Consider the following 25,762-nt stretch of genomic DNA (forward strand, 5'->3'; position numbering starts at 1 on the left):
AGCGCCGAGGAGAGATCCCCGGCAGGCGGAAGTGGCTCAGTGGTAGAGCATCACCTTGCCAAGGTGAGGGTCGCGGGTTCGAATCCCGTCTTCCGCTCTGAGAGGCTGCAAGGCCTCGCTCGGTGGAGTGGCCGAGAGGCGAGGCAACGGCCTGCAAAGCCGTGTACACGGGTTCAAATCCCGTCTCCACCTCGACGCGCACGTCGCGCCAAGGGCGATTAGCTCAGTGGGAGAGCGCTACCTTGACACGGTAGAGGTCACTGGTTCAATCCCAGTATCGCCCACCACCATCTCCCCAGGTCAGACCACACATCTGACCTGGGGATCTTGCATTCCAGCCCCATTCGGCCCCGGATCGGGAGCAAATCGGGAGCACACTGCTCCCCGCGATGATCGAAACTACCCACGCGTGGGTCGGGGTCACTGGGAGCAGTGCTCCCGCCGTGCTCCCCACCGCCGCTCCCGATACATACCGGTAGGTCGAGTGGTGATCATGGCCGGCGACCGGTCAAGTCGGTCCACCGTTGTTGGAGCCGCTGTCGCAGGTTGTGCCGCATCGCGTCGGTGACGTGGCTGTAGACCCCCGCGATGCCGGGCATCCGGTGCCCCATCCGCTCGTACTTCAGGGCGTCGTCGATGCCCAGTTCGTCCAGCATGGTCTTGTGGTGGTGACGCAGACCATGGAAGACCGCACCGGGCAGGACATGCGGCCAGTCGCGTTCGGCATCGCCGTCGCAGGCGGGGCGCCACAGGCGGCGGGCGAAGTTGGATCGCCGGTGCCAGCGATCGTCGGCGATGACGAACACCTGGTCCTGGTCGTGACTGTCCATCACCTCCTGCAGGAGCGCGGCCAGGAAGGGCGGCAGATCGATACGGCGCGCAGCGGTCTGGGTCTTGGACGGACCGAGCCACATGGCTCCGCGGACTTCATGCAAGGCCCCGGTCTCGGGATCGCGATCGACGCGGCAGGCAGCATCCACCGCATCCCGCAACAGCCGGTCCGCGAGAAGAACCAACGGCGGCGCGGAGCATGCAGGGCAGGACGGATGCTGGCGCGCATCCACTCATCTCGAACGGCATGCCCCAGGCAACCCGGCAGGGTAGACACTTCTTGGGCACGCGATCGGCACACCCCGAACACACCGACAGCGATCTTAGGCACGCCATCGGCAGGGGTAGACACCATGGACACGCCGTTAGGCACGCCATCAGCAAGCCGAGGAGCGACTTCTCTCTCGAGCAGTACCGACTCTGTGTTGGACGAGCGTTGGAACTCCAGCAGAGAGGCGCGGTCGATAACCATGCGACCAGGGAGCTCCGGGGCCATGCTGACGGCCAGGACGGGCCGCGCGGGCGTCGTCGGCGGGTTCAGGCCATACGCGCTCGTTGACGCTTGTTCCTCGACCTCCGGAAGCTCGTCGCGCTTCTCGTAGTTGAGAAGGCACTCAAGTTCGACGTCGTCAAGACGTTCCCCTGCGGACCGGCCGTGCGCGAAACGGTCGCGATATCTGGTGGCGACCTCGGGCTCCTTCATCCAGCGCGTGGATGCGCCGTCGCGGACGGGGAAGCGCATCCAGCCGTCCTTATGGTGGGTGTCCCGGACGGTGCTCAGCAGGGCGTGCGGGGCCATGGCGCTGCGCTCGACTATGACGAGGAGAACGCCCCGTTGTTCTTGGGCTTCTGGGTCCTTCAACGGCTCGATGACGACAGGCAGAAACGGTGAGACCTCGTGCAGGAGCGACCTCAGCCGTCGCTGTTCCGATTCAGAGACGTCCACGCCTGGCACCTCCGCAGGCACGGCAGTCGCGTTCTCTTCCTCGACGCCGAGCAAGAGAACGCCACCGCCGCTGTTGCCCATCGCGATGGCGTCCTTGCGGAACTCGGTCTTGTCTTTCTCGCTCTGAGCGTGTACCAGCTTCTTGTAGTCCAGCTCGGCCGCCTCGGGATTGCCGCAGAGTGCGAGCACTTCTTCTACTACTGGGGCGCTGCCTGGTACGAAGAGAACAAGTGCATCCTCGGCTGCCACCTGACGGGCCACTTCTGGCTGAACAAGCCCACCGGCGCCCCCGTCCCCGGCGAGATCAGCACCACCCTCAAGGGCCGCCACGGCACCGCCACCCACACCTTCGACGGCCTGACCAGCGGCCGCTACAAAATCACCGCCGGCGTCACCAAAGAAGGCGGCTACTGGCGCAACAAGGGCAACGCCGATAGGTCCCGCATGTCGATGAACACCCTGAACATCACCCTCAACATCCCCTGAACCAACACCCCCCGCACGAACCGGCGGCCACCCGGCCGTGGTGATCCTGGACGTACAACCCGTACACCGCACGCCAGCGGGATCCGGCCCGCGGAGTCAAACAGACTCCACAGGATCAAACGCCCTGGTAGCAGCACTCTTTGGGGCGATGGGTGCACTGTGCTCCCGTTCAACCCATAGAGTTATTGCTCTATCACTCTGTGTTGTTGCCGCGTTGGGGTGGGGATGTTGTCAGCAGTGCTGTCGAGAGAAAGGTGCGTGATGACAGAGACGTTCCTCGAGCGGAAGATCGCCCGGTGTTTTGACCTGCTGGACCGCAACAGCGATGGAGATCTCAGCAGGGACGATTGCGTCGCCCTGGCGCGCGCGGCGGCCGATGCCTCGGGGTTCGCCGCCGAGTCCGAGGACGCGTGGCGCGTCCGTGACGGCTATGTCCGTCTGTGGGAGGTGCTGCTGGCTCCCATGGACGCCGACGGTGACGGGCGGGTCAGCCGGAGCGAGTACGTCGCCGCCGTCGCCGGGCTGTCGGATGATCCCGACGGGTACGCCGACTCCCTGGGGGTGGCGGTGGACGCATTCGTGGAAGCGGGCGACGCCGACCGCGACGGCCGCCTGTCCCAGCCGGAGTTCCTCACCCTCTACCGCGCGACCTTCCCGTCCCTGGGGCAGGAGGAGATCCTCGAGGCCTTCGGGCATCTGGATCGCGACGGCGACGGCCACATCACCCGGCAGGAGCTGAGCGACAGTATCCGGGAGTACCTGCTCAGCGACGATGTCAACGCACCGGGCAACTGGTTCCTCGGGCGCGTCGGGGGTTGATGCCAGATCGGCCTGGGCCGGCCGGCATCTGGCCAAGCTCCTCGCCGCTGCGCACGACGGCGCAGTGCCGCCCTCATGACAAGGGAGCCGCGTTGGACAACGCCTCGGGCGAGTTGATCATCCATGTCGGATGGCGGCGCGAGACTCGACAGCCCCTTCAGGCCGACGGCGACCCCGAAGAGAGGGAACCGCGTAACCAGGCGCCGCTGGCCCCGGACCCGCGGCCCCTTGAACTCCCGGCGGCCGTGCCCTGCTCAGACGAGCCAGATGGGTTCTCCGGCAACTGCCAGATCCTGCCGTCTGTGTCCCTTCCAAGCGACCTTTCTCTTCCTGAGGTGGAGAGGGGTTTCCCCCGCAGACTCCACCCGTACTGGCCCCAGCTGCGGGTCAGGACTCGGACATGGCTCCTTCGCCAGCGGCTCATGTCCAGGCGCACCGTCGAACGCTTCGCCGACGACCTGCGCTACACCGAACTGGTGGCCGGCTACTACCTGGGCGCATCCAATGAGCTGCTGGCAGCGATCACCGACTTCAGCGCCTGGTTCTTCGCCTGGGACGATCGGCACGACCGCGACGTCGTCCATGGCAGGCATCGGGCATGGCGCCGACTATGTATCCGGCTCCACGCGACGATCGATGATCCGCACCGCCGTCTGGAACACCCCGATCCGCTGGTCGCCGCGCTGGCGGACTGCCTGGTGCGTCTGTACTCCTGCCTCAGCGGCGACTGGAACGGCCGCTTTGCCGGGCACTTTCATCCGGTGGTGAACGCCTATGACCAGGAATTCCGCAATCGCACTGGCGGAACCGTCCCCGCCGTGGCCGACTACATCGAGCTGCGGCGGCTGACCTTCGCGCACCGGCTGTGGATTGACCTCTTGGAGGCCACCGCCGGATGCGAGCTGCCCGCGGCCCTGCACGACCACCCGGCGTTCCAGCGCGCGGCCGTGGCGACCCAGGACTTTGCCGCCTGGTACAACGACCTGTGCTCACTGCGCAAGGAGCTGGCCGGCGGTGAGCTGCACAATCTCGGCATCAGCCTCATGCGCCATCGCGGGCTGACCGAGCAGCAGGCCGCCGTCGAGATACACCGCCGTGTGCGCCAATGCGTGGAGACCTTCCTGGCGGCCGAGCCCGACGTCCTCCAACTAGCCGATCACGCCGCCGCAGACGCAACCGCGGAAGGCACCGCGTACGGTGCCGCGGTCAGATCCTGTTTGTTCAACATGCGCAACTGGTTCAGCTCGGTGTACTGGTTCCACCACCACTCCGGGCGCTACCGCGTCGACAGCTGGGAGGACCGTTCCTCGCCCCCCTACATCGACGACCCGAAAGGGCGGCAGTGAAAAGCAAGCCGAGTGAGGACACCCCCGCCCCTCTGCGGCCGACGACCGAACCGCCGCTGGCGTCTGGGGGCCTACCACTGCTCGGGCACACCTGGAAGCTGCTGCGCGACCCACTGGGCCTCCTGATGGGACTACGCGATGACGGCGACCTGGTGCGCATCAGGGTGGGTCCCAAGACCGTCTATGTCGTCACCGATCCCGCGCTGGTCGATTCCCTGCTGAGGAACCCCAACTATGTCGTAGGAGGACCCCTGTGGGACAACCTGCGGGTCCTGCTGGGGCAGGGTGTCGCCACCAGCAACGGACCAGTTCACCGCCGCCAACGCCGCATGATCCAACCAGTGTTCACGCCCGAACGCATCGCCAGGTACGCCGCGACCATGGAACAAGAGGCTCAGGCCACCGCCGAGCGCTGGCGGCCGGGCACCGTCGTCGACGTCGGCTCCGAGCTGTTCACCACCGCCGTGCGCATCGTGGCGCGCTCGCTGCTGGAAGTGGACTCCCTGAGCGACAGAGCAGACCTGATCGGCTCATCCCTGCACACCGTCTTCGAGGGACTGTACCGGCGAATGATCCTTTCCGCGGGAGCGCTCTACCGTCTCCCCACGCCGACCAACCGGCGCTTCGATCGAGCCCTAGCCGCCTTGCACCAGCTTGTCGACGACATCATCACCGAACGCCGAAACTCCCCATATCGGCGAGATGACCTGCTGGCGATCCTTCTCCAGGCGCGCGAGGAGTCCGGCAAGCCGCTCAGCGACGACGAGGTCCACGACCATGTGGTCTCCCTGGTCGTCGCCGGCGCCGAGAACGTCGCCTCCACCCTCGCCTGGACTCTCCACCTGCTCATCCAGAATCCGCACCAGGAAACCCGGCTAGTGGAGGAAGTGCGCTCGGTCACCGGGGGGCGTCCGGTCACCTTCACCGACCTGCCACGGCTGCCGCACCTGCGCAACGTCGTCACCGAGGCGATGCGCCTGCGCCCAGCGGCGTGGATCTTCACCCGTCGATCCCTGGCAGAGGCACACCTGGGTCCCTACCGCATCCCCGCCTGCACTGACATCATCTACAGCCCCTACGCGATACAACGCGACCGGCGGTCCTTCGCCCAGCCCTTGGAGTTCGACCCCGACCGCTGGGCCCCCCAGCGAACCACCACCGTGTCCAAGCAGGCGATGCGCCCCTTTGGCACCGGCAACCGCCAATGCCCTGGTGACCATTTCGCGCTGACCGAACTCGCCATCATCCTGGCCACGATCACCGCGCGGTGGCGCCTGCACCCCGTCGCCGGCACCGATACCACCACCAAGATCGGCATCACCCTGCACCCCACATGCCTACTCCTGCGAGCCGAACCACGAGATCCCCAGCGACCGGCTTCGATCCCTGCCTGATCACCGGAGGTCGGACTCTCCGGCTCATCACCCTCTTCGCATGCCCGCAGACAACGTCGATGCCCTGATCAATTAGGAATCACTCATATAGACGCTGCCGCCACACCTTGTCTGGCTGGGGACCTTGAGCGACGAGACGATCTCGTGCGCGATGTCGCCGCGTCCAGCCTGGCGCCGTACAGCTTCACGTCGATCAGCTCCCGACCGTTCAGGTTCACCCGGCACAAATTCGCGTCCTGTAGTCCAGTGTCCGGGGAGTGGTTGTGGTTCCGTGCGGTCGGTTCGGTCCACGGCCCGCTACCAAGCAGACAAGAGACGGTGCGTTTCTCATGCACGCGCCATTCAGCTCGCCGTCACGGCCGGGCATCCGGCGGGCGGCCGGCGTCAGGGGGCGAGTCATGGCGACCGGACGGATCTGCCATGCACTCGGGCGGTCCGGTCAAGCCCTGGGAGGAAGAGATCATCGCCTCGGTGCCGCTCTGGTACCAGCCACAGCGGGTCGCCATCATGGCGGCCTCAGTTCTGCTGTGGACCTTCAGTTTACGGAACATGGTATTGCAGTAGTTCTTGATCGTCTTTTCGGTGACCCCCATTCTACGTGCGATCTGTCGATTGGTCAGACCACCACAGATATGCTCCAGTATTCGATCTTCCCGCTCCGTAAGAATATAACAGGGCCTCCTCTTCTTGGCTTCGCGATCGGAGACCGTCGTATTGCCGGCGCGAAGTATTGTCTCTCTGATTTCCTCCAGGCGCTGTACGGTCTCCATGTTGGCGAGCATGCATGCCTGCGTCGCATGCAGGGCGAGATCAATTGCCGTCGTGGCGAGGCTGCCGAGTTCGCCGACTTCTTCATTAGGGTCGTTCGACTTCTGCCGGCTCTCCCGTTCGCTGGGCCCGGTCACCCTTGCTGGCTCTTTCAAGGTCCGCCCTCTCTTATGGAACAGCCGCCTTTCAAGGCGAGCACCATCGCGCTGATCGGTGGATTGGTTCGCGGTGGTTGAATTAAGGGTCGGGTCATGCAGGGCGCTAACCCTTTTGAGTGAATACGCTTATAGTGTCATAGATCTATCTGTACGTAAATCCGATCTCAGTAATGACCGTTCATGCAGATGAGACGGAAAGGGCGTCACCTTACCTGATTTTCTGTAGGCCCTTTTTCTGGTTTTTATTTGACCGCCGAACAGTATTGCCATTATGTGTTGGTGTTCGAACTGAATGTTCCTTCATGGAGAATGGTCTCGACCAAACCGGTATCATGGGTTCCCGTCCGGAACCGGTCACCGGCCACGACGGTGTCGAGGAAGTCGACGTTGGTCCGCAGGCCGTCGCAGGTGATCTCTCTCAATGCCTGCAGCAGACGGCGAACCGCCGTCCCGCGGTCCGGGCCCATCGCGATGATCTTCGCGATCAGCGAGTCGTAATGGGGTGGGACCTCGCAGCCGTCCACGAGATGGCTGTCCACCCGGATGCCCGGTCCGCCCGGAAGGACGAGCTTGGTGATCTTTCCTGCCGACCCGCTCCATCCGCTGGACGGGTCTTCGGCGTTGACGCGCGCCTCGATGGCGTGTCCGTTCACGGCCACCGCGTCCTGGGTGATGCTCAGTCGTTCGCACGCGGCCATCCGGATCATCAACTCGACGATGTCGAGCCCGGTCACCGACTCGGTGACGGGATGTTCGACCTGGAGTCGCGGATTCACCTCGATCAGGTGAAAGTCGTCCTCGGCGTCGACCAGGAACTCGAAGGTGCTGACGTTGCGGAGGCCGATGCTCCGTGCTCCGCGCACCGCTGCCTCGCACAATGCCGAGCGGCTCGCCGATGACAGACACGGGGACGGCGCCTCCTCCAGCAGCTTCTGGTGGTGGCGTTGGACCGAGCAGTCCCGTTCACCCAGATGCACGACGCTACCGAAGCCATCCGCGACGACCTGGACCTCGACATGGCGTGCCGCGGCCACGTACCTCTCTATGAGAACTCGCTGATCATGGAACAGCAGGCGGGCCTGACGGCGGACACGGCTCCAGGCTTCGGTCAGCCGCGCCGCGTCACGCGCGACCTCGATGCCGCGTCCACCGCCGCCCGCCGCGGCCTTGACCACGACTGGATAGCCCACGGTCTCCGCGCATGCGACCGCCTCGGTGACGCTGCTCACGGCTCCATCGGAACCGGGAAGGACCGGCAGGCCCGCCGCTCGCAGCCGGCGCCGGGTAGCGATCTTGTCGCCCAGCAGAGCAAGATGGTCGGCCCCTGGACCGACGAAGACCAGGCCGAGATCGGCGCACGCCCTGGCGAACGCCGCGTCCTCGGCCAGGAAGCCGATCCCAGGGTGCACGGCGTCCACGCCGGCCCGAGCACAGGCATAGAGGATGGAAGGGACGGACATGTAGCTGTGGACGGGGTCCGCCGGCCCCAGGCACACCGCCTCGTCTGCGAGCCGGACGGGCAGGGTGTCACGGTCGGCCACCGAATAGCCCACCACACACCGGATGCCGAGTTGTCGGCACGTACGTACCACCCGCAACGCGGTATCACCTCGATTCGGGATGAGCATGCTGGCGATCACGGCGTTTGCTCCCGGTTCCGACGTGCGGCGCCGGGTGGATCGCCTTGCGCCGTTTCCACCTTCACCAAGGCGACCGGCTGCTCGTACTCGACGATCTGTCCATCAGCGACGAGCACCTCCTGCAGGACGCCGGCCACCGGGCAGAGCACGGGGGTGAACATCTTCATCGCCTCGACCAAGCCGATCTGTTGCCCCGCTGTGACCCGCTCCCCTGGCTGGATGAAGGGCGCCTCGTCCGGTGCGGGACACGTGTGGAAAACGCCGACGGCGGGAGCGATGGCGGGCATCAGCGATGCGTCGCCCGTTTCGTCCGGCAGACCGCTTTCGGCAGGTGCGTCCTCCGTGACCGGGCCCATGCGGCGCTCGATGTGCACGGAGACGCCCTGATCTTCAAGGTGAAGGCTCGATACCGTGGAGCCCTGAAGCAGCCGGAGGAGGCCGCCGACAGCTGAGACCGTGTCGTGCAGAGAGCGGGGTTTGGAATCGGTCATGGGATTCCTCTTCAGCTGAGTACCTGCGTCCAGTACCGGGCCATGGAGCGAAAACGGGTCCGGCGCCGCTTCACCAGTTCGGTCGCCGGCAGGTCGAGGAGTTGGCCCAGATGTCGTTCGAGAGCTTCGCCAAGTAGATCCGCGGCGGCGGGAGGGTCACAGGCGGCGCTTCCAGGCGGTTCGGCGACCACCTCATCGACCAGGCCCAGCTCGGCCAGATCAGCGGCGCGCAACCGGAGCGCCTCGGCGGCCTCAGCGGCGCGCCGGGAATCACCGAACAGGATCGCGGCGCATCCCTCGGGACTGATCACCGAGAGGGTGGCCGACGACTGCATGATCACGCGATCGCCGGTCGCGAGCGCCAGCGCTCCTCCGCTGCCGCCCTCTCCGGTGACCGCCACCACGATGGGCACCGGGAGTCCGGCGGCCGTGGCGAGGGTCTCGGCGATGGCCCCGGCCTGGTTGTGCTGTTCGGCCTCGACGTCGGGGAGGGCACCAGGGGTGTCCACCAAGGTGAGGATCGGCAGCCTCCAGCGTGCAGCCAGGCGCATCAGCCGGATGGCCTTGAAATAGCCGGCCGGACCGGGCATCCCGTGATGCTGGCTGCGCACGTCTGAGGTGTCGTCACCGCGGCCGTGCCGTAGAACCATGACCGATACACCCCGGAATCGTGCGAGGCTTCCCCGCAACGCCGGATCGTCGGCCGCGCGCCGATCCCCCCGGAGGGCCACATGATCAGAACAGAGGCGGGCGAGGTAGTACCTGGTGCGGGGCCGATCGGCAGCCCGGACGGTCGTGATGGCCTGTCCTGGTTCGGGGACGGTCACGGCCGGTCCGGCTGCGGCCGGAGCTGGCGGAGCGCGGCGGAGGCGCGCGGGTGAACGCCTTCCCGCCGCGTGCGCGACCACTTGGCGAAGGAGCGTCGGCAGGGATTCACGGTCGGTGACGGCGTCGATGTGCCCGCAGGTGACGAGAGACTCGGCCGTCTGAAATCCCGCAGGCATCACCCGCCCGGTCGTCTGCTCGATGACCCGGGGTCCGGCGAAGCCGACGCGGGCGCCGCGTTCAGCGATGATCACGTCTCCGAGCGCGGCGAAGGACGCGGCGACCCCTCCATAGACGGGGTCGGTCAGGACGCTGAGGTAAGGCAAGCCGGCCTCGCGCAACTCGGCGATGGCGGCGCTGGTCCGGGCCATCTGAACCAGCGAGACAACGCCCTCCTGCATCCGCGCCCCACCAGAGGCGGACACAGCCAGCATAGGCATCTCGCTGGCGAGCGCCCGCTCTGCCGCGCGCACGAACTTTTCGCCTACGACGGCGCCCATGCTGCCACCGAGAAAGGCAAAGTCCAGCACGGCAAGCGAGACTGCGACACCGCCGATCTGTGCCGTGCCGGTCACCAGTGCGTCGCTGAGGCCTGTTCTGTCGCGCGCCTCGGACAGCCGGTCAGGATAGGTCCTGCCGTCGGTGAATCCGAGCGCATCGCGCGAGAACATGTACTTGTCTCGTTCGATAAAGGTGTCGCCATCGACGATGATGGCGATGCGCTCGCAGGCCGACATGCGACGATAATGACCGCACCTGTGACAGGCCTGGAAAGGACGCAGGCTTCCCGATGCGGCCCATGCCGAACAATGCGGGCATCGCCACCAAGAACCCGATAGGGAATTCAGGTTATGCATGAACTTCTCTTCCCGCATTAACGCTCACCTTTCGCGCGGTATTTTCTGGGTCACGGGGCGCGAACCCATTCGATCTCATCGTTGACATCATTAACATCATTGCCCAAAGTTCGCCGGCGACGCCGGTACCTAAGTCCCGGGACCAAAGGCCATCGCACCGAGGAGACCAAAGTCCCGGGACCAATTGCTCCCTTCCCCGTCCAGCTCTCTCGTGATGCGGTCATAGCGAAGGACCTTGACGTGATCGAATCCAAGCTGAGAGAGAGGACGGCGATGGGGAATCAATTTCCCGCCGCATTCAATTCTGTACCGGCTCGAAATGTGGCCGGCCTCCATCAGCAGGTGCATTTCGATGACGACGGCATCGCAGAACTTGTGGCCGCCATTCGCACGCCGCTGCGAATCCTGATGGAAGCGGAGACCGGAAGAATCGGCGTCCAGGCGATCGAAGCTGACGCCCCCGCCCCAGTGGGGTACCAGCTGATGGGGATGCTTCCCGCCCTCGATCCCGAGCGGCTGGGGGATGCCGATTTCTGTTCGGCTCATCAGGTGCGTTTCCCTTACATCGCGGGAGAGATGGCCAATGGCATAGCGACCACCCGGATGGTGCGGACCCTGGCGGAGACAGGGCTGATGGGCTTCTTCGGCGCGGCGGGCCTGGGCGAGGGAGCCGTGGAGCACGCCCTCACGGAACTCACGCACGCGCTCGCGGCCCGCCGCAATTGGGGCGTCAACCTCATCCACGCTCCCTACGAGCCCCGGCTTGAGGACCGCACCGCACGGGCGCTGATCAGGCACCGGGTGCCGGCGGTCTCCGCCTCGGCCTACCTGGACCTGACGCCGGCGCTGGTCCTGTGCGCTGCCCAAGGGCTGCGGACGGACCGGACGGGCCGAGTGTTCCGGCCCCGACGCGTGCTGGCGAAGGTCTCGCGTCCGGAGACCGCGGGACGGTTCATGTCACCGGCGCCCGTGACGTTCCTCCGTGACCTGGTGGACGGCGGCGACCTGTCAGAGGAGGAGGCCCGACTGGCGGCCCGCGTTCCGGTGGCTGAGGACGTCACCGTCGAAGCCGACAGCGGCGGCCATACCGACAACCGGGCTCTGGTCGTTCTGTTCCCCGCCATCCGGCGGCTCGGCGACACCCTGTCACGCGACCACGGATATGCGACGCCGGTCCGTGTCGGGGCCGCCGGAGGACTGGGGACACCGGCCGCGGTCGCCGCCGCCTTCGCTCTCGGGGCGGCGTACGTGCTGACGGGTTCGATCAACCAGGCGGCGGTCGAATCCGGCCTGGCGGAGGAGGGCAGGAACTTGCTGGCCCAGGCCGACCTGACCGACGTGACCATGGCGCCCGCCGCCGACATGTTCGAGATGGGCGTGCGGCTGCAGGTCCTCCGGCGAGGGACCATGTTCGCTGGACGCGCCACGCAGCTCCACGATCTGTACACCTCGCACGCGTCGCTCGAGGACATCCCCCCAGAACGCCGGGCAAGGCTGGAACGTGAGGTGTTCGGGGCGCCGTTGGAGGAGGTCTGGGCTGATACGTGCCGGTTCTGGAATGACCGGAATCCCGCCGAGATCGATCGCGCCCGGCATGACGCACGTCATCGGATGGCGCTGGTGTTCCGCTGGTATCTCGGGCGGTCCAGCAGATGGGCCATCGACGGCGACGCGTCCCGGCGCACCGACTACCAGATCTGGTGCGGGCCGGCGATGGGCGCTTTCAACCGCTGGGCTGAGAACAGCTTCCTGGCCGATCCAGCGAACCGCGGCGTCGTCCAGATCGCGCTGAACCTGCTTGAAGGCGCGGCTGCAGTCACCCGTGCCCACCAGGCAAGGACTCTGGGCGTTCCGCTGCCCCGTGGCGCCCTTGATTTCGTCCCACGCCGACTGATCTCCCCCGCCTGACACCGGCCCGCCTGACAACAGGGTCCTCCGCGCAGCCCGCCTGCCGCCCCCGCATCGCAGCCTCAGAAGGATCTCCATGACTCGGCATCACCCATCGCGGCAAGATCCCATCGCGATCGTCGGCCTGAGCGCACTGATGCCCGGCTCCGCCACGACGGCGGGCTTCTGGCGCACGATCATCGAAGGCCGCGATCTGGTCCGTGAGGTGCCGCCGGGCCACTGGCCGATCTCGGAGCATTTCGATCCGGATCCTTCAGCCCCGGACAAGACCTACGGGCGGCGCGGCGCCTTCCTCGATCCAGTGGACTTCGATCCACTCGCGTTCGGAATCCCGCCCAGCGCACTGCCCGCGACCGACACCTCCCAGCTGCTCGCGCTGCTGGTGGCCGGCCGGCTTCTGGCGGACGTGGAACGCCATGGAACCGCCGCCCGCGACCGCGATCGAGTCGGCGTCATTCTCGGCGCGACACCCCTGGAATTGCTGACGACCATGGCCCACCGGTTGCAGAGACCTGTCTGGGCCAAGGCGCTTCGCGAGAGCGGCCTCTCCGAGGACCGGGTCCAGGACATCTGTGACCGCATCGCCGCGCACTACCCGCCCTGGCAGGAGGCCACGTTCCCTGGGTTGCTCAGCAACGTCGTCGCAGGCCGGATCGCCAACCGGTTCGACCTGCACGGCCCGAACCTCACCACGGACGCCGCCTGCGCCAGTTCCCTGGCCGCGCTGGCCACGGCCGTGAACGAGTTGAACCTGCACCGGGCCGACATGGTGATCACCGGCGGAGTCGACACCTCCAACGACGTCATGATGTACACCTGCTTCAGCAAGACGCCCGCGTTGTCGCCCACCGGTGACTGCCGCCCCTTCGCCACGCGTTCCGACGGCACGATTCTGGGCGAGGGCGTGGTCATGTTCGCACTCAAACGGCTGACCGACGCCGAGCGGGACGGGGACACGGTTCACGCGCTGATCCGCGGGATAGGCGCGTCCTCGGACGGACGGGGTGCCGCCGTCTACACGCCGGTGCCGGATGGGCAGGCCAGGGCGCTACGACGGGCCTATCAGACCGCCGGGTACGGCCCCGGGACCGTCGAACTGGTGGAGGCACACGGGACCGGCACGCCCGCCGGGGACGCGGCCGAGGTCGCCGCCCTGCGCCAGGTGTTCGCCGAGGACCGGACCGGCGCCGATCCCTGGTGCGCCCTCGGGTCGATCAAATCACAGATCGGCCACACCAAGGCGGCGGCGGGTGCCGCCGGGCTCCTGAAAGCCGTCCTGTCCCTGAGCCATGCCGTGCTCCCGCCGACGATCAAAGCCGAGCGGCCTCACCCGCGGCTGGGGCTGGAGACCGGTCCGTTCCGGTTGAGCACCGCCGCGAGGCCGTGGGTTCGCGGCTCCTCTCACCCGAGGAGGGCCTCGGTGTCGAGTTTCGGATTCGGGGGGAGCAACTTCCACGTCGCGGTGGAGGAATACCGCCCCCAAGCCGCGGGCCGCCGACCCGGCCGGCTGCGTGCCGCGCCCTCGGAGCTCGTTCCGTTCGTCGGGGCCTCGGTGGCGGACTTGCTGTCTGAATGCGACGCCGTGACCGCCGAGAACGCCTCCTTCCACGAGATCGTCTGGAAGGCGCAACGGGCTTGCGATCCACGACGGATTGAGGCGGCCGGCGCACGGCTGGCGATCATCGCCGCCGACGGCGACGATCTCCAGCGAAAGCTCCTCTCCTCGGTGAGCAGGATCAAAGCCGGCCCGGAGCTACCCTTCGCCATCCCCGACGGCGCCCACTACCGCTGCCGGCCCCACCGCGGCCTTGTCGCGTTCCTGTTCCCGGGCCAGGGCAGCCAGTACGTCAGCATGGGCGCCGACCTCGCGATGCACATGCCGCGGGCACGGCAGGTCTGGGACGACGCCTCCGATCTGAGACTCGGTGACCGGCCCTTGCATGAGCTGGTCTTCCCACATCCCGCCTTGGACGACGAGGAGCGCACCGCACAGGCCGCCGCACTCACCGCGACGGAATGGGCTCAGCCCGCCATCGCCGTGCACAGCATGGCGCTGCTCTCGGTGCTCGCCGGTCTCGGGCTACGGCCAGATTGCGCGGCCGGTCACAGCATGGGTGAGCTGACGGCCTTGCACGCGGCCGGTGTCCTGGACGCCGCCAGCTTGACGCACCTCGCGCGGCGCAGGGGCGAGCTGATCCGCGCAACCGCACGCAAGCCGGGCGGCATGCTGGTCGCACACATGTCCCATGAGGCGGTGGCACAGGCCATCGTCGCGCTCGGCGCCCCCGATCTCTGGCCGGTGAATCACAACGCGCCGGAACAGACCGTGGTCGCCGGCGGAACCGTCTCGGTCCAGGCACTTCACCGGGCCCTGGTCGACCGCGGCGGCCGCGCACGACTGCTCGACGTGTCGGACGCCTTCCACAGCCCGCTGGTGCGGGACGCCACCGAGCCGCTCGCGGAGTTTCTCTCAGGACTCGAGATTACGGGTCCGCGCTGCGAGGTGCTTGCCACTATCGATGCGCGTCCCTACCCCTCCGATCCCGACGGCATCCGCCTGCGCCTGGCCAGGCAACTCGCATCGCCTGTGCACTTCGCCGCGCAGGTGCGAGCCATGTACGACCGAGGCGTTCGCACCTTCGTCGAGGTAGGGCCGTCCTCTGTGCTGACCGGCTTGGTCGACGCGAATCTGGGCGACCGCCCACATTTGGCAGTTTCACTGGACAGACGCGGTTTCAACGGCGTGACCAGCTTGCATGAGGCTCTGGCACAGCTCGTCGTCCACGGCATACCGCTGAGCCTGGAGTCCCTTTGGAAGGACTACGAGCCGCCCGAACCGGAGGCGGCGGCAGGCTCCCCCGCGACCGTCCAGATCTGCGGGACCAACTTTGACGGCTCCTCCGCCCCAGCTGGTGACACCGGCGCCGTCGATCTCTTCAGCCTGCGCTCCGGGGAACCACCCGGCGGGGCCACCCCGCGGCTGAACATTCGTCGCTCCAGCCCAGGCCGGCCGGACATGCCGGCACCCGAGTCCGCCCGATCCCCTGACCACGCCCCGGAGGCGACCTTGTCGATCCCACAGGTCCCCGAAATCCGTACCCTCGGCACGCGCCAGACCGGAGGTGACGCGATACCCGCCAGTGGCGCCGACCAGCTCCACGTCCTGCAGGAGGCGCAGCAACTCGCGGCACAAGTCCAGAACGGCTTTCAACGTGCGATGAGCGACGCCTTGGTGGCATTCCTGGCTTTCGCTCACGAGTGCATCACCTGCCTGGAAAGCGATGTCGTGAAGCGTGCCGCCGTTCCCCGGACCGACCACCGGCCCGCCGTGTTCCACGAAGACCCGGCGGCGCAGGGAGCAGCCGCGAACGGTGGCGCCCACGCACTGACGAGAGTGCCGACTCAACTGGCCTCGACTCAACTCCCCTCACAGGAACAGACCGCGTCCGTTCCATCAGCCGCCCCCAAGGTCGCCGAACCCTACCCCGCCGGGGAGTCGTGGTCGGCGGCCGCACCGCAGCCCATGGCGGGGCTGGAGACAATGATGATCAACGTCGTCGCGGACAAGACCGGTTATCCCGCTGACATGCTGACGCCGAGCATGCACCTCCAGACCGATCTGGGCATCGACTCCATCAAACGGGTGGAGATCCTCTCCGCGCTGCGCGAGCGGGTTCCGGACCTCCCCACGCTCAGCACCGCCGAACTCGGCGCGCTCGAAACGCTCGGGGAGATCGTCGACCGCCTCGGGGCCGTCGGCGGAGGCTCCGACGGCGCGCGGACGGCACCGTCCTCCGGGACCGCGTCATGAGCGGCTCGCCTGGCGATGCGTGGCCCGACGGCCTGCTCCGATTTCCCGTGCGGCTGACCCCGATGGTTCCGTCCGGCCTTGCGATGGCGGGACTGTGGCGGCGGCCACTCGCGGTGACCGACGACGGACACGGCGTCGCGCCGGCGCTGGTGGAGCTTCTCAACGCCCGCGGCGTGGCCGCGCTGGTCACCGGCCGGGTGCCGGCCGACGCGGACGGGGTGGTGATTCTCGACGGGCTGCGCGAAGTCACCGGCCCGCACGACGCCATCCAGGTCAACCGGCAGGCCTTCCTCGCCGCGCGCGCCGTTGCCGAGCGCCTCAGCAAGGAAGGTGGGATCTTCGTCACCGTCCAGGACACCGGAGGCGACTTCGGCCTTGAGGGCCGGCAGGGTGACCGGGCCTGGCTCGGCGGTCTGGTCGCTCTCGCTCGCACCGCCGCGCACGAATGGCCGCACGCCTCGGTCAAGGCGATCGACTGCGAGCAGGCGGGCCGCGGTCCCGCCCAGGTCGCCGCCGCCATCGCCGACGAACTGTTCCACGGCGGCACGCTGCTCGAAGTCGCACTGCGCACCGACGGACGCCGCATGACCCTGCTCACCGATCCCGTGCCCCCTCCGGCCGACGGCACGGTCGAGGTCCCGCACCGGCTGGTTCTCGCGCCCGGCTCAGTGGTCGTGGCCACCGGCGGTGCCCGCGGCATCACCGCCGCCGCGGTCCGTGCCCTCGCCCGTGCCCATCGCCCCCGGCTGGTCCTCATCGGCCGCACTCCGTTCGTTGAGGAGCCGCCGCATCTGCGTGACACCGACGACGCCACGGCACTCCGGAAGGCCATCACGGCCGAAGCCGAGCACCGTGCGGGGCAGCTCCCGCTCCCTGCCGCCGTCAACGCCGAAGTGGCCCAGGTGCTGGCCGGCCGTGAGATCCGCCGTACGCTGAAGGATCTGTCGGATCTCGGCTGCCAGGCCCGGTACCTGCCGGTCGACGTGCGGGACGCCGACGCCCTCGGCCTGGCGCTGGACCTCGTGCGCGCCGAGTGGGGGCCGGTGACGGGAATCATCCACGGCGCCGGCGTCCTCGCCGACAAGCTGATCGTGAGCAAGTCCAGCGAGGCGTTCGACCGGGTCTTCGACGTCAAGGTGCGCGGACTGTGGTCCCTGCTCACCGCGACCGCCGACGATCCCCTGGAATTCGTCAATCTCTTCTCCTCTACCTCGGCGCAGTTCGGCAACGCCGGACAGTCCGACTACGCCATGGCCAATGAGGTTCTGGCCCAGGTCGCCGCCGCTGAGGCGGCACGCGTTCCGGACAGGAACGTCGTCTCCGTTGGCTGGGGGCCGTGGGAAGGAGGAATGATCAGCCCGACGGTGGCCGCTCTCTTCCGGCAACGGGGCATCACGCTGATACCCGCGGACCAGGGTGTGCGCGCCTTCCTCGCGACCCTGACCAAAGATCCACACAACCGGCGCCTCGTGATCGCCGCCTCCGATGACAGGGACGTGCTGAAGACCGGCCGCGTCCGGAGCGCCGAGCTGGAGGTCGGCCTCGCGTCTCATCCGCAGCTGGAGGATCACCGGATGGGAGATGTTCCGATCGTCCCGCTGTCGCTGATGATCGACTGGTTCGTCGCCGCGGCCGGCGACTGGGCACCCGGACGCGAGACGATCGCACTGAGCGATGTACGAGTGGTCCACAGGATCGAGGTAAGGCCTGGCTCGCCCCGCTCTCTCAGCGTCGTCAGCAGGCACGATGGTCAGACGGTCAAGCTGGAGCTCGTCGCCGACGAGGATGCGTCCTGTTGCCGCGCATCGCTGGAGGACGGTTCTGACAGCACCGCGGTGGACTGGACGTCGTTGCCTCAGCCCAGGCCCCCGGTCCACGCCGATCCCTATGAGAGTCCGGCTCTGTTCCATGGTCCGGCGTTCCGGGCATTGCGATCGGTCGAGCGCGTGTCCAATCAGGGAGCCGTCGGCGTCGTGGCGGGCGTTCGATCGCTGGACTGGGCGGGTCCGCATCCGCACACCGATCCCCTCGCCGTCGATGCCGGATTCCAGCTGGCGTTGCTGTGGGCGGAGCTGGTTCTTGGCACCCCCACCCTCCCGATGGGTGCCGGCGGCGTTCGCGTGCACAGGACGGGCCCGGTGGACGGTGAGAGCCGCTGTGTCGTGCGCGCGAGGGGCGTCGGCGCCGAGCACGCGACGTGCGACATCGTCCTGCTCGATTCCGATGGCCGGCCGCGGATGGAGTTGCTGGGCGTCTCGCTGGTCCAGCGCCCGAAATCAGCCACGTGAGGGAACCATGTTCGAGCCCATCGCCATCGTCGGCCGGGGATGCGTCCTTCCGGACGCGCTGAGCCCGCAAGACCTGTGGACGAACATCGCCGCGGGGCGGCTGAGCCTGCGATCCGCGCCCGCGGAACGCTGGCGGATAGATCAGGCGCCAAGGACGACGGACACGGCGGCCAGTGGTGTCCCTGGCCGCGTCTGGCCCGACGTCGGAGGATTCGTCAGCGGATTCGATGAGGTCTTCGACCCCACGGATCTCCTGACCCGTACCGAAGACCTCGCCGGCCTCGATCCGTCGTTCCACTGGGTGATGCATTGCGGGCAGCAGGCGCTGCGCGAGGCGGGCATCACCGGACCGCACGACCGGGCCGGCCTGGTGGTGGGCAACGTGGGGTACCCGACCTCGGGGATGGCCCTGTTCGCCGAGCGGATATGGGCGCGGGCGCTGCCGCCGGAGGTTCGGGAAAGGGCCGAGGAGGAGGTGGCCGCGGACCCGCGTGACCGCTTCTGCTGGGGTTTTGCCGCCCACCTGGCGGCGCGGGCCCTGGGCCTGGAAAGCGGGGCCGTGGCGATCGAGGCCGCCTGCGCCTCGTCCTTGTACGGGATCAAACTGGCCGTGGACAGGCTCCATGATCGATCGGCGGATCTCATGCTCGCCGCGGCCGTCACCCGCGCGGACGCCTTGTGGGTCCACATGGGATTCACCGCCCTGCGAGCGATGAGCCGAAGCGGGCGCAGCCGTCCCTTCCACCGCCTGGCGGATGGGCTGGTGCCCGCCGAAGGCGCGGCATGCGTCGCCTTGATGCGCTTGGCGGACGCGCTGCGAGCCGAGACTCCCGTGCTGGCTGTGATCAGAGGCATCGGCCTGTCCAATGACGGGCGGGGCAAGGGATTGCTCGCCCCCTGCCAGGCGGGCCAGGAGCGGGCCATGTGGCAGGCATACCGTAGCGCTCAGATCGCTCCCGAGTCGGTGACGCTGGCCGAATGCCATGCCACGGGCACCCTGGTCGGTGACGCGGTGGAAGTGCGGGGCATGGCGCGCGTCTTCTCTGGCGTCCCGGATCTGCCGATCGGCTCGCTCAAGTCCAACATCGGGCACCCGGTGACCGCCGCCGGGCTGGCCGGACTGCTCAAACTCATCGGCGCCATGCAGGCCCGCGTCCGGCCCGCGACCCTGGGCGCCGAGGAGCCCATCGAGGACCTGGAAGGGACACCGCTGCGGCCGCTCACCGAGAACGAACCATGGCAGGGCCGCCGCCGAGCGGCGCTGAGCACCTATGGCTTCGGCGGCAACAACGCCCATCTCATCCTGGACGCCTGGGACACCGGCACGGACGCCGGGACCGTGTCGCCGTTCCCCTCGGTCACCCGGCCCAGAGACCGGGACGACGATCCCATCGCCATCGTGGCCATAGGAGCCCGGGTGGCGGACGGGACGGACACCGCGAGTCTGATCGACGCCTTGCTGACCGGCGCGGTGCCACCGTCACGGCGCGAGCACGTCGAGGTCCGCCTGGAGGGAGTGCGCTTCCCGCCGAATGACCTGGAGCAGGCCCACGCCCAGCAACTCCTGGTCCTCGAGGCAGCACGGGAGGCTCTGTCGGGGCGGCATCTGCCGGCGCACCGGACCATGGTCCTGATCGGCATGGGATGCGACCCGGAAGTGGCCCGCTACTGCGCACGCCAGCGCTTCTCGGCATACTCGTCCAAGTCCGGCGGCCACGTCGCCACGGATGCGGTCGGCACCCTCGGCGACGCCATTTCGCCTCCGCTGGAAACGGCGGGGGTCGTGGGGACGATGCCCAACATCGTCGCCAATCGCATCAACTCGCAGTTCGATCTGACCGGTCCCGGCTTCTCGCTGTTCGCCGAAGAGGCGTCCGGGCTCGCGGCTTTGGACATTGGCCGCCGTGCGCTGGAGCGCGGTGAGATGGACGCGGTCGTGGTCGGCGCGGTCGATCTCTCCTGCGAACCGGTGCACGAGGCCGCCCTGCGCCGGCTGGGCCGGGACCCGCGGACCGGGGACGCCGCGGTGGTGCTGCTGCTTCGCCGCCGCTCCGACGCCCTGCGTCACGGCGAGCAGGTGGTGGCCTTCCTGGACGACGTCGGAGACCTGTCCCGGCCGGCGGGATTGCACGTCGGGACGGGCCCCGCCCCGGATGGCGGCCCCGCCTTCGACCCCGTTGACCAGTTCGGCAGCGCGCACGCGGCCCAAGGCCTGGTGGCGGTCGCCGCCGCCGCCCTGGCGCTGCGGCATCGGGCAGTACCCAGGCCGGCCGGGCCGGCCGACCCGTTGCAGGGAAACAGGATCGCCGAGGTCACGGCCGAACCGCTCGGCGCTCCGCCCGTGCGCATCAGATTGAGGGCGGCCACGCCGCAGCCATGGCTGGCCGAGGCCGCCCCGGCTCTGCGCGTCTTCGGCGGCCGGGACCGCCGAGAGGTGATCTCGGCGGTGCGCTCAGGACACGAGTCATCTGATGGGCCCTGCCGGCTGGCCGTGGCGGCGCGGTCAGGACGGGAGATGGAGGAGCGGTGCCGCCGAGCCGTCCGCTGGCTGGCGGGACAGGGCGCACGCCCGCCCGGTACGGCCTTCCGGGCCACGCCGCTGGCAGGTGAGACAGCCTTCGTGTACTCCAACGGATCGGCCGCCTACCCGGGCATGGGCAGGCGCTTGGCACTCGCCTTCCCCGATCTCATGGACGACGTCGTCCGGCACTGGGGGCCGCTGGACGCCCCCCTCGCCCGGCCCGACACCGCGGTCCGCCGGATGCTGGCCGCCGGGGTGCTCGGCGACCTCCACACCCGGATCAGCCGGGATCTGCTGGCGATCGAGCCCCATGCGGCGCTCGGCTACTCCTCCGGGGAAGGCGGCGCGCTCATCTCCCTGAGGATCTGGCAAGACACCGCCTCCCTGGTCGCCAGACTCGCACGCTCCCGCACGTTCTCCCACGAACTGACAGGTGAAAGGCGGGCCGTCCGCCACGCGTTGCAAAGTACGGGTGCCGCTGACCCCCGCTGGGCCAGCCACCTGGTGATGGCCCCGCCAGAACGCGTCCAGGCCGTGATCGCCGACGACCCGGCCGTTCATCTCCTGCTGGTCAATGAGCCCGGCTCCTGTGTCATCGGCGGTTCGGTGGACGCCTGCGCGCGGGCACTCGGCCGGCTCGGGGACCGGACCACCGAGGTCTTGCTCGACGGTGACCTCGCGGCGCACACACCGCTGCTCGAGGAGGTGCGGGAGGAGCTGCGGAGTCTGCATCACTGGCCTGTGCGCACCCGGCAGCAGGACCTTCGTGTCTACTCCGGGGCGACCGGTCGCTCCTACACACCGACCCCTGACGCCATCGCCGACGCCCTCACCGCTCAGATCCTCGGCACCGCCGACTTCGCCCGAAGCGTCCGCACCGCCTGGGAAGACGGCGTCCGGGTGTTCATCGAGCACGGCCCGCAGGCCTCGTGCTCACACTGGATCTCCGCGACCCTGGACGATCGCGAGCACCTCACGATCGCACTGGACGATCCCGGCAACGACGAGATCACCACCCTGCTGCACGCCGTCGCAGAACTGGCCGCGGCCGGCCGGCCCCTCGAATCCGGCCCCCTCTTCAGCCGCCTGTCGGCCGCATGGCGGCCTCGTCCACCCGATCACCCACGAGCGCTGATCCTGCCTGCCCATCCCCCGAGAATCGGTGAACCCGTGCCCCCTACCGAAACGGTCCGAGCCATGGCGCCACCACCAGAACCGATGCCACCGCCGCTCCCGACCCCCATACCGGCTCCCGCCGCGGGCGCGCTCCAGAACGTTCCACGAGACGTTCCCACCGGACCGTCCTTCGACCGTGCCGAACTCGAACAGCACGCATCCGGCAAGATCTCCGACCTCTTCGGGCCGCGCTACGCCGTACTCGATCAGCGAAGGCGAGTGACCCGCATGCCCGAGCCGCCGATGCTCCTGGTCGACCGCGTCACCGGCATCGACGCCGAACCCCGCTCCACAAGCAAAGGCACCATCTGGACCGAAACCGAGATCACCACAGCCGCCTGGTATCTCGACGAATGCGGACGCATCCCGGCCGGACTGCTCGTCGAGGCCGGCCAAGCCGACCTCCTGCTGCTGAGCTGGCTCGGCGTCGACCTGGACCTGCGCGACGACCGCGTCTACCGGTTGCTCGGCTGCGACCTCACCTTCCACGGCGGTCTGCCAGAGGTAGGCCAGACCCTGAAATACCAGATCGGCATCGACGGCCGAGGCGAGCACAACGGCGTGCAACTGTTCTCCTTCCACAACCAATGCCGTGTCGGGGAAAGACCGGTCCTGACCGTCCGCAACGGCCAGGCGGGCTACTTCACCGATGAGGAACTCACCGCGACCCACGGCATCCTCTGGACACCAGAAAGATCCACGCCCTCATCCGGCCATCCACTCCCCCCACCCACCATCACCACGAAGAAGCGGGAGTTCGACCAAGCCGAAGTGCGCGCCTTCGCCGAGGGCAAACCCGAACAATGCTTCGGACCGGCGTGGAGAGCAACGCGAGCACACATCCGCTCTCCCCGCATCGGCCGCGGCCGCATGCTGCTCCTGCGGAACGTGCCGCAGTTCTCCCCGCACGGCGGCCCTTGGCAGCGCGGATACCTACGCGCCGAACTACCCATCACACCCGCCTCCTGGTTCTTCCACGGCCACTTCAACAACGACCCGTGCATGCCGGGCACCCTCATGCTCGAAGGCTGCCTGCAAGCCATGGCGTTCTACCTCGCCGCGATGGGTTACACCATCGACCGCGACGGATGGCGCTTCGAGCCGGTACCCGAACAGACCTACCGCCTCATGTGCAGGGGGCAGGTGACGCCGAACAGCCGCCGCCTGACCTACGAGGTCTTCGTCTCCGAACTCCGAGCAGACCCCGAACCCACCATCCACGCCGACGTGCTGTGCACCGTGGACGGGCTCAAAGCCTTCCACGCAACGCGACTCGGACTGCGGCTCGGCCCCGACTGGCCGCTCACCTACTGGAGCCGGCTCGGGCCGCCACGAACGCTCTCGGCGGACGAGGGCGGCCTCGCCGCCATCGCTCAGCCGGAATCGCTGCCGTTGGAGGCGCTGGGCGGACTGGTGGGCCATCGAGATCCCGCACCGGTGGCCGGCGGAGGCGATGTCCGCTACGGCTATGGCGCCATGCTCGCCGCGGCATGGGGCCGTCCTACTCACGCCTTTGGCAGCGCATACGCCCCGTTCGACGGGCCCCGCACGGTCGCGCGGCTGCCAGGGCCGCCCTATCTGCTGGTGTCCCGTGTCACCGAGGTCGAGCGATCTACCGATGCGGTCGAGGAATCTGCGAACCCAGCGCGGCCGCACAGCGGCATCGTCGCGGAGTACGACGTTCCCAAGGACGCGTGGTACTGGGCGGAGAGCGGCACGGCCACCATGCCGCTCGCCGTGCTCGCAGAGATCGTCCTGCAGCCCTGCGGATGGCTCGCCTCCTACGAGGGCCTTCCTCTCACGGCACAGCGCGACCTTCGGTTCCGCAACCTGGGCGGCACCGGAACGTTGATCAGCGACGTCCGCCGCGATGCCGGCGTGCTCGACACACGCACACGCCTGCGCGGCGTCTCCCGGGAGCAGGACATCATCATCGCCTACTTCGACATGACCTGCCGGGCCGGCGACCGTGAGGTCTTCGACGGGTCGGCCACCTTCGGCTACTTCCCCCCGGAGGCCCTCGCCCAGCAGATCGGTCTGCCCACCACGCGAGCGGAACATGACCGCGTCATGCAGACCGGTGACACGAGCATCGACCTCCGCGAACACCCGTCCCGGCACTCCTCGCCCCGGCTCCGGCTCGCCGGGCCGATGCTGCTGCCACTCGACCGGATCACTGGTCTGTGGCCGGACGGCGGATCCGCCGGGCTCGGCAGGCTCCGCGCGGTCAGGGACGTCGACCCCGATGACTGGTACTTCAAGGCGCACTTCTTTCAGGACCCCGTACAGCCGGGCTCCCTGGGCTTGCAGGCCGTCCATCAACTCCTCGGCTTCTACATGATCGACCGTGAACTGCACGCCGGGCTGTCGAGACCCGGCTTCGCGCTCGCCCACCCCGGACATCCGTTGACCTGGACGTTCCGGGGCCAGGTGACCCCGGACACCCGCCGGGTGACCGTCGAGATGGAGATCACTGGGATCGGCGAGGACGCCGCAGGACGCTATGCCACCGCGGACGCGTCGCTCTGGGCGGACGACCTGCGCATCTATGAGGTGCGCGGCGCCGGCCTCCACCTCGTCCCCGAGCCGTGCGGGAGCCGGCGATGAGCCGGCGACCGGCCGAGCGCCGAATCCTGGTCCAGGAGACCTCCACCATGTATTACGAGGCAGGAGCGGGGCCGCCGGTGCTTCTCCTCCATGGCAACGTGACCAGTGCACGCGACTGGTGGCAGACCATGGAAGCGCTCGCCGCCACCAACCGTGTGCTGGCATTGGCGCTACCCGGCTACGGCGACACCAGCCCGCTGGGCGAGATACGTCCAGCCCGGCTCGTGTCCTTCGCCTCGGCGTTCCTGGACGAGCTCGGCCTCGGCCGTGTGATCGTGGTCGGTCACTCCCTCGGTGGCCAGCTGGCGGCCGAGTTCGCGCTGGCATATCCCGACCGCGTTGAGCGGCTGGTCCTGGCCGATTCGGCGGGACTGGGGCGTGTGGTGAATCCGTTGGTCATCGCCAACGCGATGATCCCGAAACCCATCGCCGAACTGCTGATCACGATGCTTCTCCTGCCCGGCGGAGGGACGTTGCGGACGCTGACCTCAGGCCTTCAGCTCCGGCAGCCCTGGCGGGTATCGCTCCGCCTATTCCGCGAGCAGGTGCGGCTGACCCGCCGGCGCTCGTTCCTCCACACCTCCTACGAAGTGGTACGCGTCGGAACCGGTCTGACAGGGCAGCGCCGACCCTACAACCTGACGCCCCGGCTTACCGAGATCCAAGCCCCCACGTTGGTCATCTGGGGTCTGACCGACCAGATCTTCCCGCTCTGGCAAGGAATGCTCGCGGCGAGAAAGCTGCCGCGGGGACAGCTAGCGATCATCTTCGGCGCCGGCCACCTGACCTATCTCGACAGCTACGAGGAGTTCATCGACGTCCTCGGCCCGTTCGTCCGGGACGGCACCGTGGCGCGCACCGCGAATGCGTGAGTCTCACCTTCCGGAGGG

13 protein-coding genes, 3 tRNA genes and 1 pseudogene are annotated in these 25,762 nt (G+C 68.1%); 11 read left to right on the forward strand and 6 right to left on the reverse strand.

What is annotated here, in order from left to right:
• Positions 1-25 precede the first annotated feature (25 nt).
• From ACGFNU_RS15700 to ACGFNU_RS15710, 3 genes are all read left to right on the forward strand, one after another.
• Positions 26-97: transfer RNA gene (locus tag ACGFNU_RS15700), tRNA-Gly, on the forward strand.
• Positions 98-121: 24 nt separating this feature from the next.
• A tRNA-Cys gene (locus tag ACGFNU_RS15705) sits at positions 122-192 on the forward strand.
• A gap of 20 nt (positions 193-212) precedes the next feature.
• A tRNA-Val gene (locus ACGFNU_RS15710) sits at positions 213-287 on the forward strand.
• Positions 288-491: 204 nt separating this feature from the next.
• On the opposite strand, the gene ACGFNU_RS15715 is transcribed toward ACGFNU_RS15710, so the two are convergent.
• Positions 492-992, reverse strand: a complete 501-nt coding sequence (locus ACGFNU_RS15715; RefSeq protein ID WP_392594930.1) for a hypothetical protein — start codon at positions 990-992, stop codon at positions 492-494.
• A 605-nt stretch (positions 993-1,597) separates the two neighbouring features.
• Positions 1,598-2,335, reverse strand: a pseudogene (locus ACGFNU_RS15720) (helix-turn-helix domain-containing protein); the annotation flags it as partial.
• Between the two features lie 189 nt (positions 2,336-2,524).
• Here ACGFNU_RS15720 and ACGFNU_RS15725 point away from each other — a divergent pair.
• From ACGFNU_RS15725 to ACGFNU_RS15735, 3 genes are all read left to right on the forward strand, one after another.
• The gene (locus ACGFNU_RS15725) at positions 2,525-3,082 is read left to right on the forward strand and encodes an EF-hand domain-containing protein (protein ID WP_392594040.1); all 558 of its coding nucleotides are present in this window, start codon (positions 2,525-2,527) and stop codon (positions 3,080-3,082) included.
• A 476-nt stretch (positions 3,083-3,558) separates the two neighbouring features.
• Positions 3,559-4,428, forward strand: coding sequence for a hypothetical protein (locus ACGFNU_RS15730; protein ID WP_392594042.1), 870 nt, complete (start codon positions 3,559-3,561; stop codon positions 4,426-4,428).
• Entirely contained in the window at positions 4,425-5,822 is a 1,398-nt protein-coding gene (locus tag ACGFNU_RS15735; RefSeq protein ID WP_392594044.1) for a cytochrome P450, read from the forward strand. The genes ACGFNU_RS15730 and ACGFNU_RS15735 overlap by 4 nt, the downstream gene beginning before the upstream one ends.
• Before the next feature lie 353 nt (positions 5,823-6,175).
• Here the strand turns inward: ACGFNU_RS15735 and ACGFNU_RS15740 are convergent, their stop codons facing one another.
• The 4 genes from ACGFNU_RS15740 to ACGFNU_RS15755 all read right to left on the reverse strand — a co-directional run bounded on the left by ACGFNU_RS15740 (position 6,176) and on the right by ACGFNU_RS15755 (position 10,441).
• Complete coding sequence (locus ACGFNU_RS15740; protein WP_392594046.1) at positions 6,176-6,727, reverse strand: response regulator transcription factor; 552 nt, start codon at positions 6,725-6,727, stop codon at positions 6,176-6,178.
• A 290-nt stretch (positions 6,728-7,017) separates the two neighbouring features.
• Complete coding sequence (locus ACGFNU_RS15745; protein ID WP_392594909.1) at positions 7,018-8,376, reverse strand: acetyl/propionyl/methylcrotonyl-CoA carboxylase subunit alpha; 1,359 nt, start codon at positions 8,374-8,376, stop codon at positions 7,018-7,020.
• A gap of 8 nt (positions 8,377-8,384) precedes the next feature.
• A complete protein-coding gene (locus ACGFNU_RS15750) occupies positions 8,385-8,879 on the reverse strand; it encodes an acetyl-CoA carboxylase biotin carboxyl carrier protein (RefSeq protein ID WP_392594048.1) in 495 nt (164 codons plus the stop codon).
• 11 nt (positions 8,880-8,890) lie between these two features.
• Entirely contained in the window at positions 8,891-10,441 is a 1,551-nt protein-coding gene (locus ACGFNU_RS15755) for a carboxyl transferase domain-containing protein (RefSeq protein ID WP_392594050.1), read from the reverse strand.
• Positions 10,442-10,801: 360 nt separating this feature from the next.
• Between ACGFNU_RS15755 and ACGFNU_RS15760 the strand changes: the two genes are divergently transcribed.
• The 5 genes from ACGFNU_RS15760 (at position 10,802) to ACGFNU_RS15780 (ending at position 25,744) form a co-directional block, all read left to right on the forward strand.
• A complete protein-coding gene (locus tag ACGFNU_RS15760) occupies positions 10,802-12,469 on the forward strand; it encodes a PfaD family polyunsaturated fatty acid/polyketide biosynthesis protein (RefSeq protein ID WP_392594052.1) in 1,668 nt (555 codons plus the stop codon).
• Between the two features lie 76 nt (positions 12,470-12,545).
• Complete coding sequence (locus ACGFNU_RS15765; RefSeq protein ID WP_392594054.1) at positions 12,546-16,280, forward strand: beta-ketoacyl synthase N-terminal-like domain-containing protein; 3,735 nt, start codon at positions 12,546-12,548, stop codon at positions 16,278-16,280.
• Positions 16,277-18,568 (forward strand): SDR family oxidoreductase, encoded by a 2,292-nt coding sequence (locus tag ACGFNU_RS15770; protein ID WP_392594055.1) that lies wholly within the window; start codon positions 16,277-16,279, stop codon positions 18,566-18,568. The genes ACGFNU_RS15765 and ACGFNU_RS15770 overlap by 4 nt, the downstream gene beginning before the upstream one ends.
• Positions 18,569-18,575: 7 nt before the next feature.
• A complete protein-coding gene (locus ACGFNU_RS15775) occupies positions 18,576-24,872 on the forward strand; it encodes a beta-ketoacyl synthase N-terminal-like domain-containing protein (RefSeq protein ID WP_392594057.1) in 6,297 nt (2,098 codons plus the stop codon).
• Complete coding sequence (locus tag ACGFNU_RS15780; protein WP_392594058.1) at positions 24,869-25,744, forward strand: alpha/beta fold hydrolase; 876 nt, start codon at positions 24,869-24,871, stop codon at positions 25,742-25,744. Before ACGFNU_RS15775 ends, ACGFNU_RS15780 begins: the two co-directional genes overlap by 4 nt.
• Positions 25,745-25,762 lie beyond the last annotated feature (18 nt).

The sequence above is a fragment of the Spirillospora sp. NPDC048911 genome, from assembly GCF_043198015.1.
Classification (GTDB): Bacteria; Actinomycetota; Actinomycetes; order Streptosporangiales; family Streptosporangiaceae; genus Spirillospora.

Coding starts and splice junctions, on each gene's coding strand:
- ACGFNU_RS15725 (WP_392594040.1), top strand. CDS start 2,525: ATGACAGAGACGTTCCTCGAGCGGAAGATCGCCCGGTGTTTTGACCTG.
- ACGFNU_RS15745 (WP_392594909.1), bottom strand. CDS start 8,376: ATGCTCATCCCGAATCGAGGTGATACCGCGTTGCGGGTGGTACGTACG.
- ACGFNU_RS15750 (WP_392594048.1), bottom strand. CDS start 8,879: ATGACCGATTCCAAACCCCGCTCTCTGCACGACACGGTCTCAGCTGTC.
- ACGFNU_RS15755 (WP_392594050.1), bottom strand. CDS start 10,441: ATGTCGGCCTGCGAGCGCATCGCCATCATCGTCGATGGCGACACCTTT.
- ACGFNU_RS15765 (WP_392594054.1), top strand. CDS start 12,546: ATGACTCGGCATCACCCATCGCGGCAAGATCCCATCGCGATCGTCGGC.
- ACGFNU_RS15770 (WP_392594055.1), top strand. CDS start 16,277: ATGAGCGGCTCGCCTGGCGATGCGTGGCCCGACGGCCTGCTCCGATTT.
- ACGFNU_RS15775 (WP_392594057.1), top strand. CDS start 18,576: ATGTTCGAGCCCATCGCCATCGTCGGCCGGGGATGCGTCCTTCCGGAC.
- ACGFNU_RS15780 (WP_392594058.1), top strand. CDS start 24,869: ATGAGCCGGCGACCGGCCGAGCGCCGAATCCTGGTCCAGGAGACCTCC.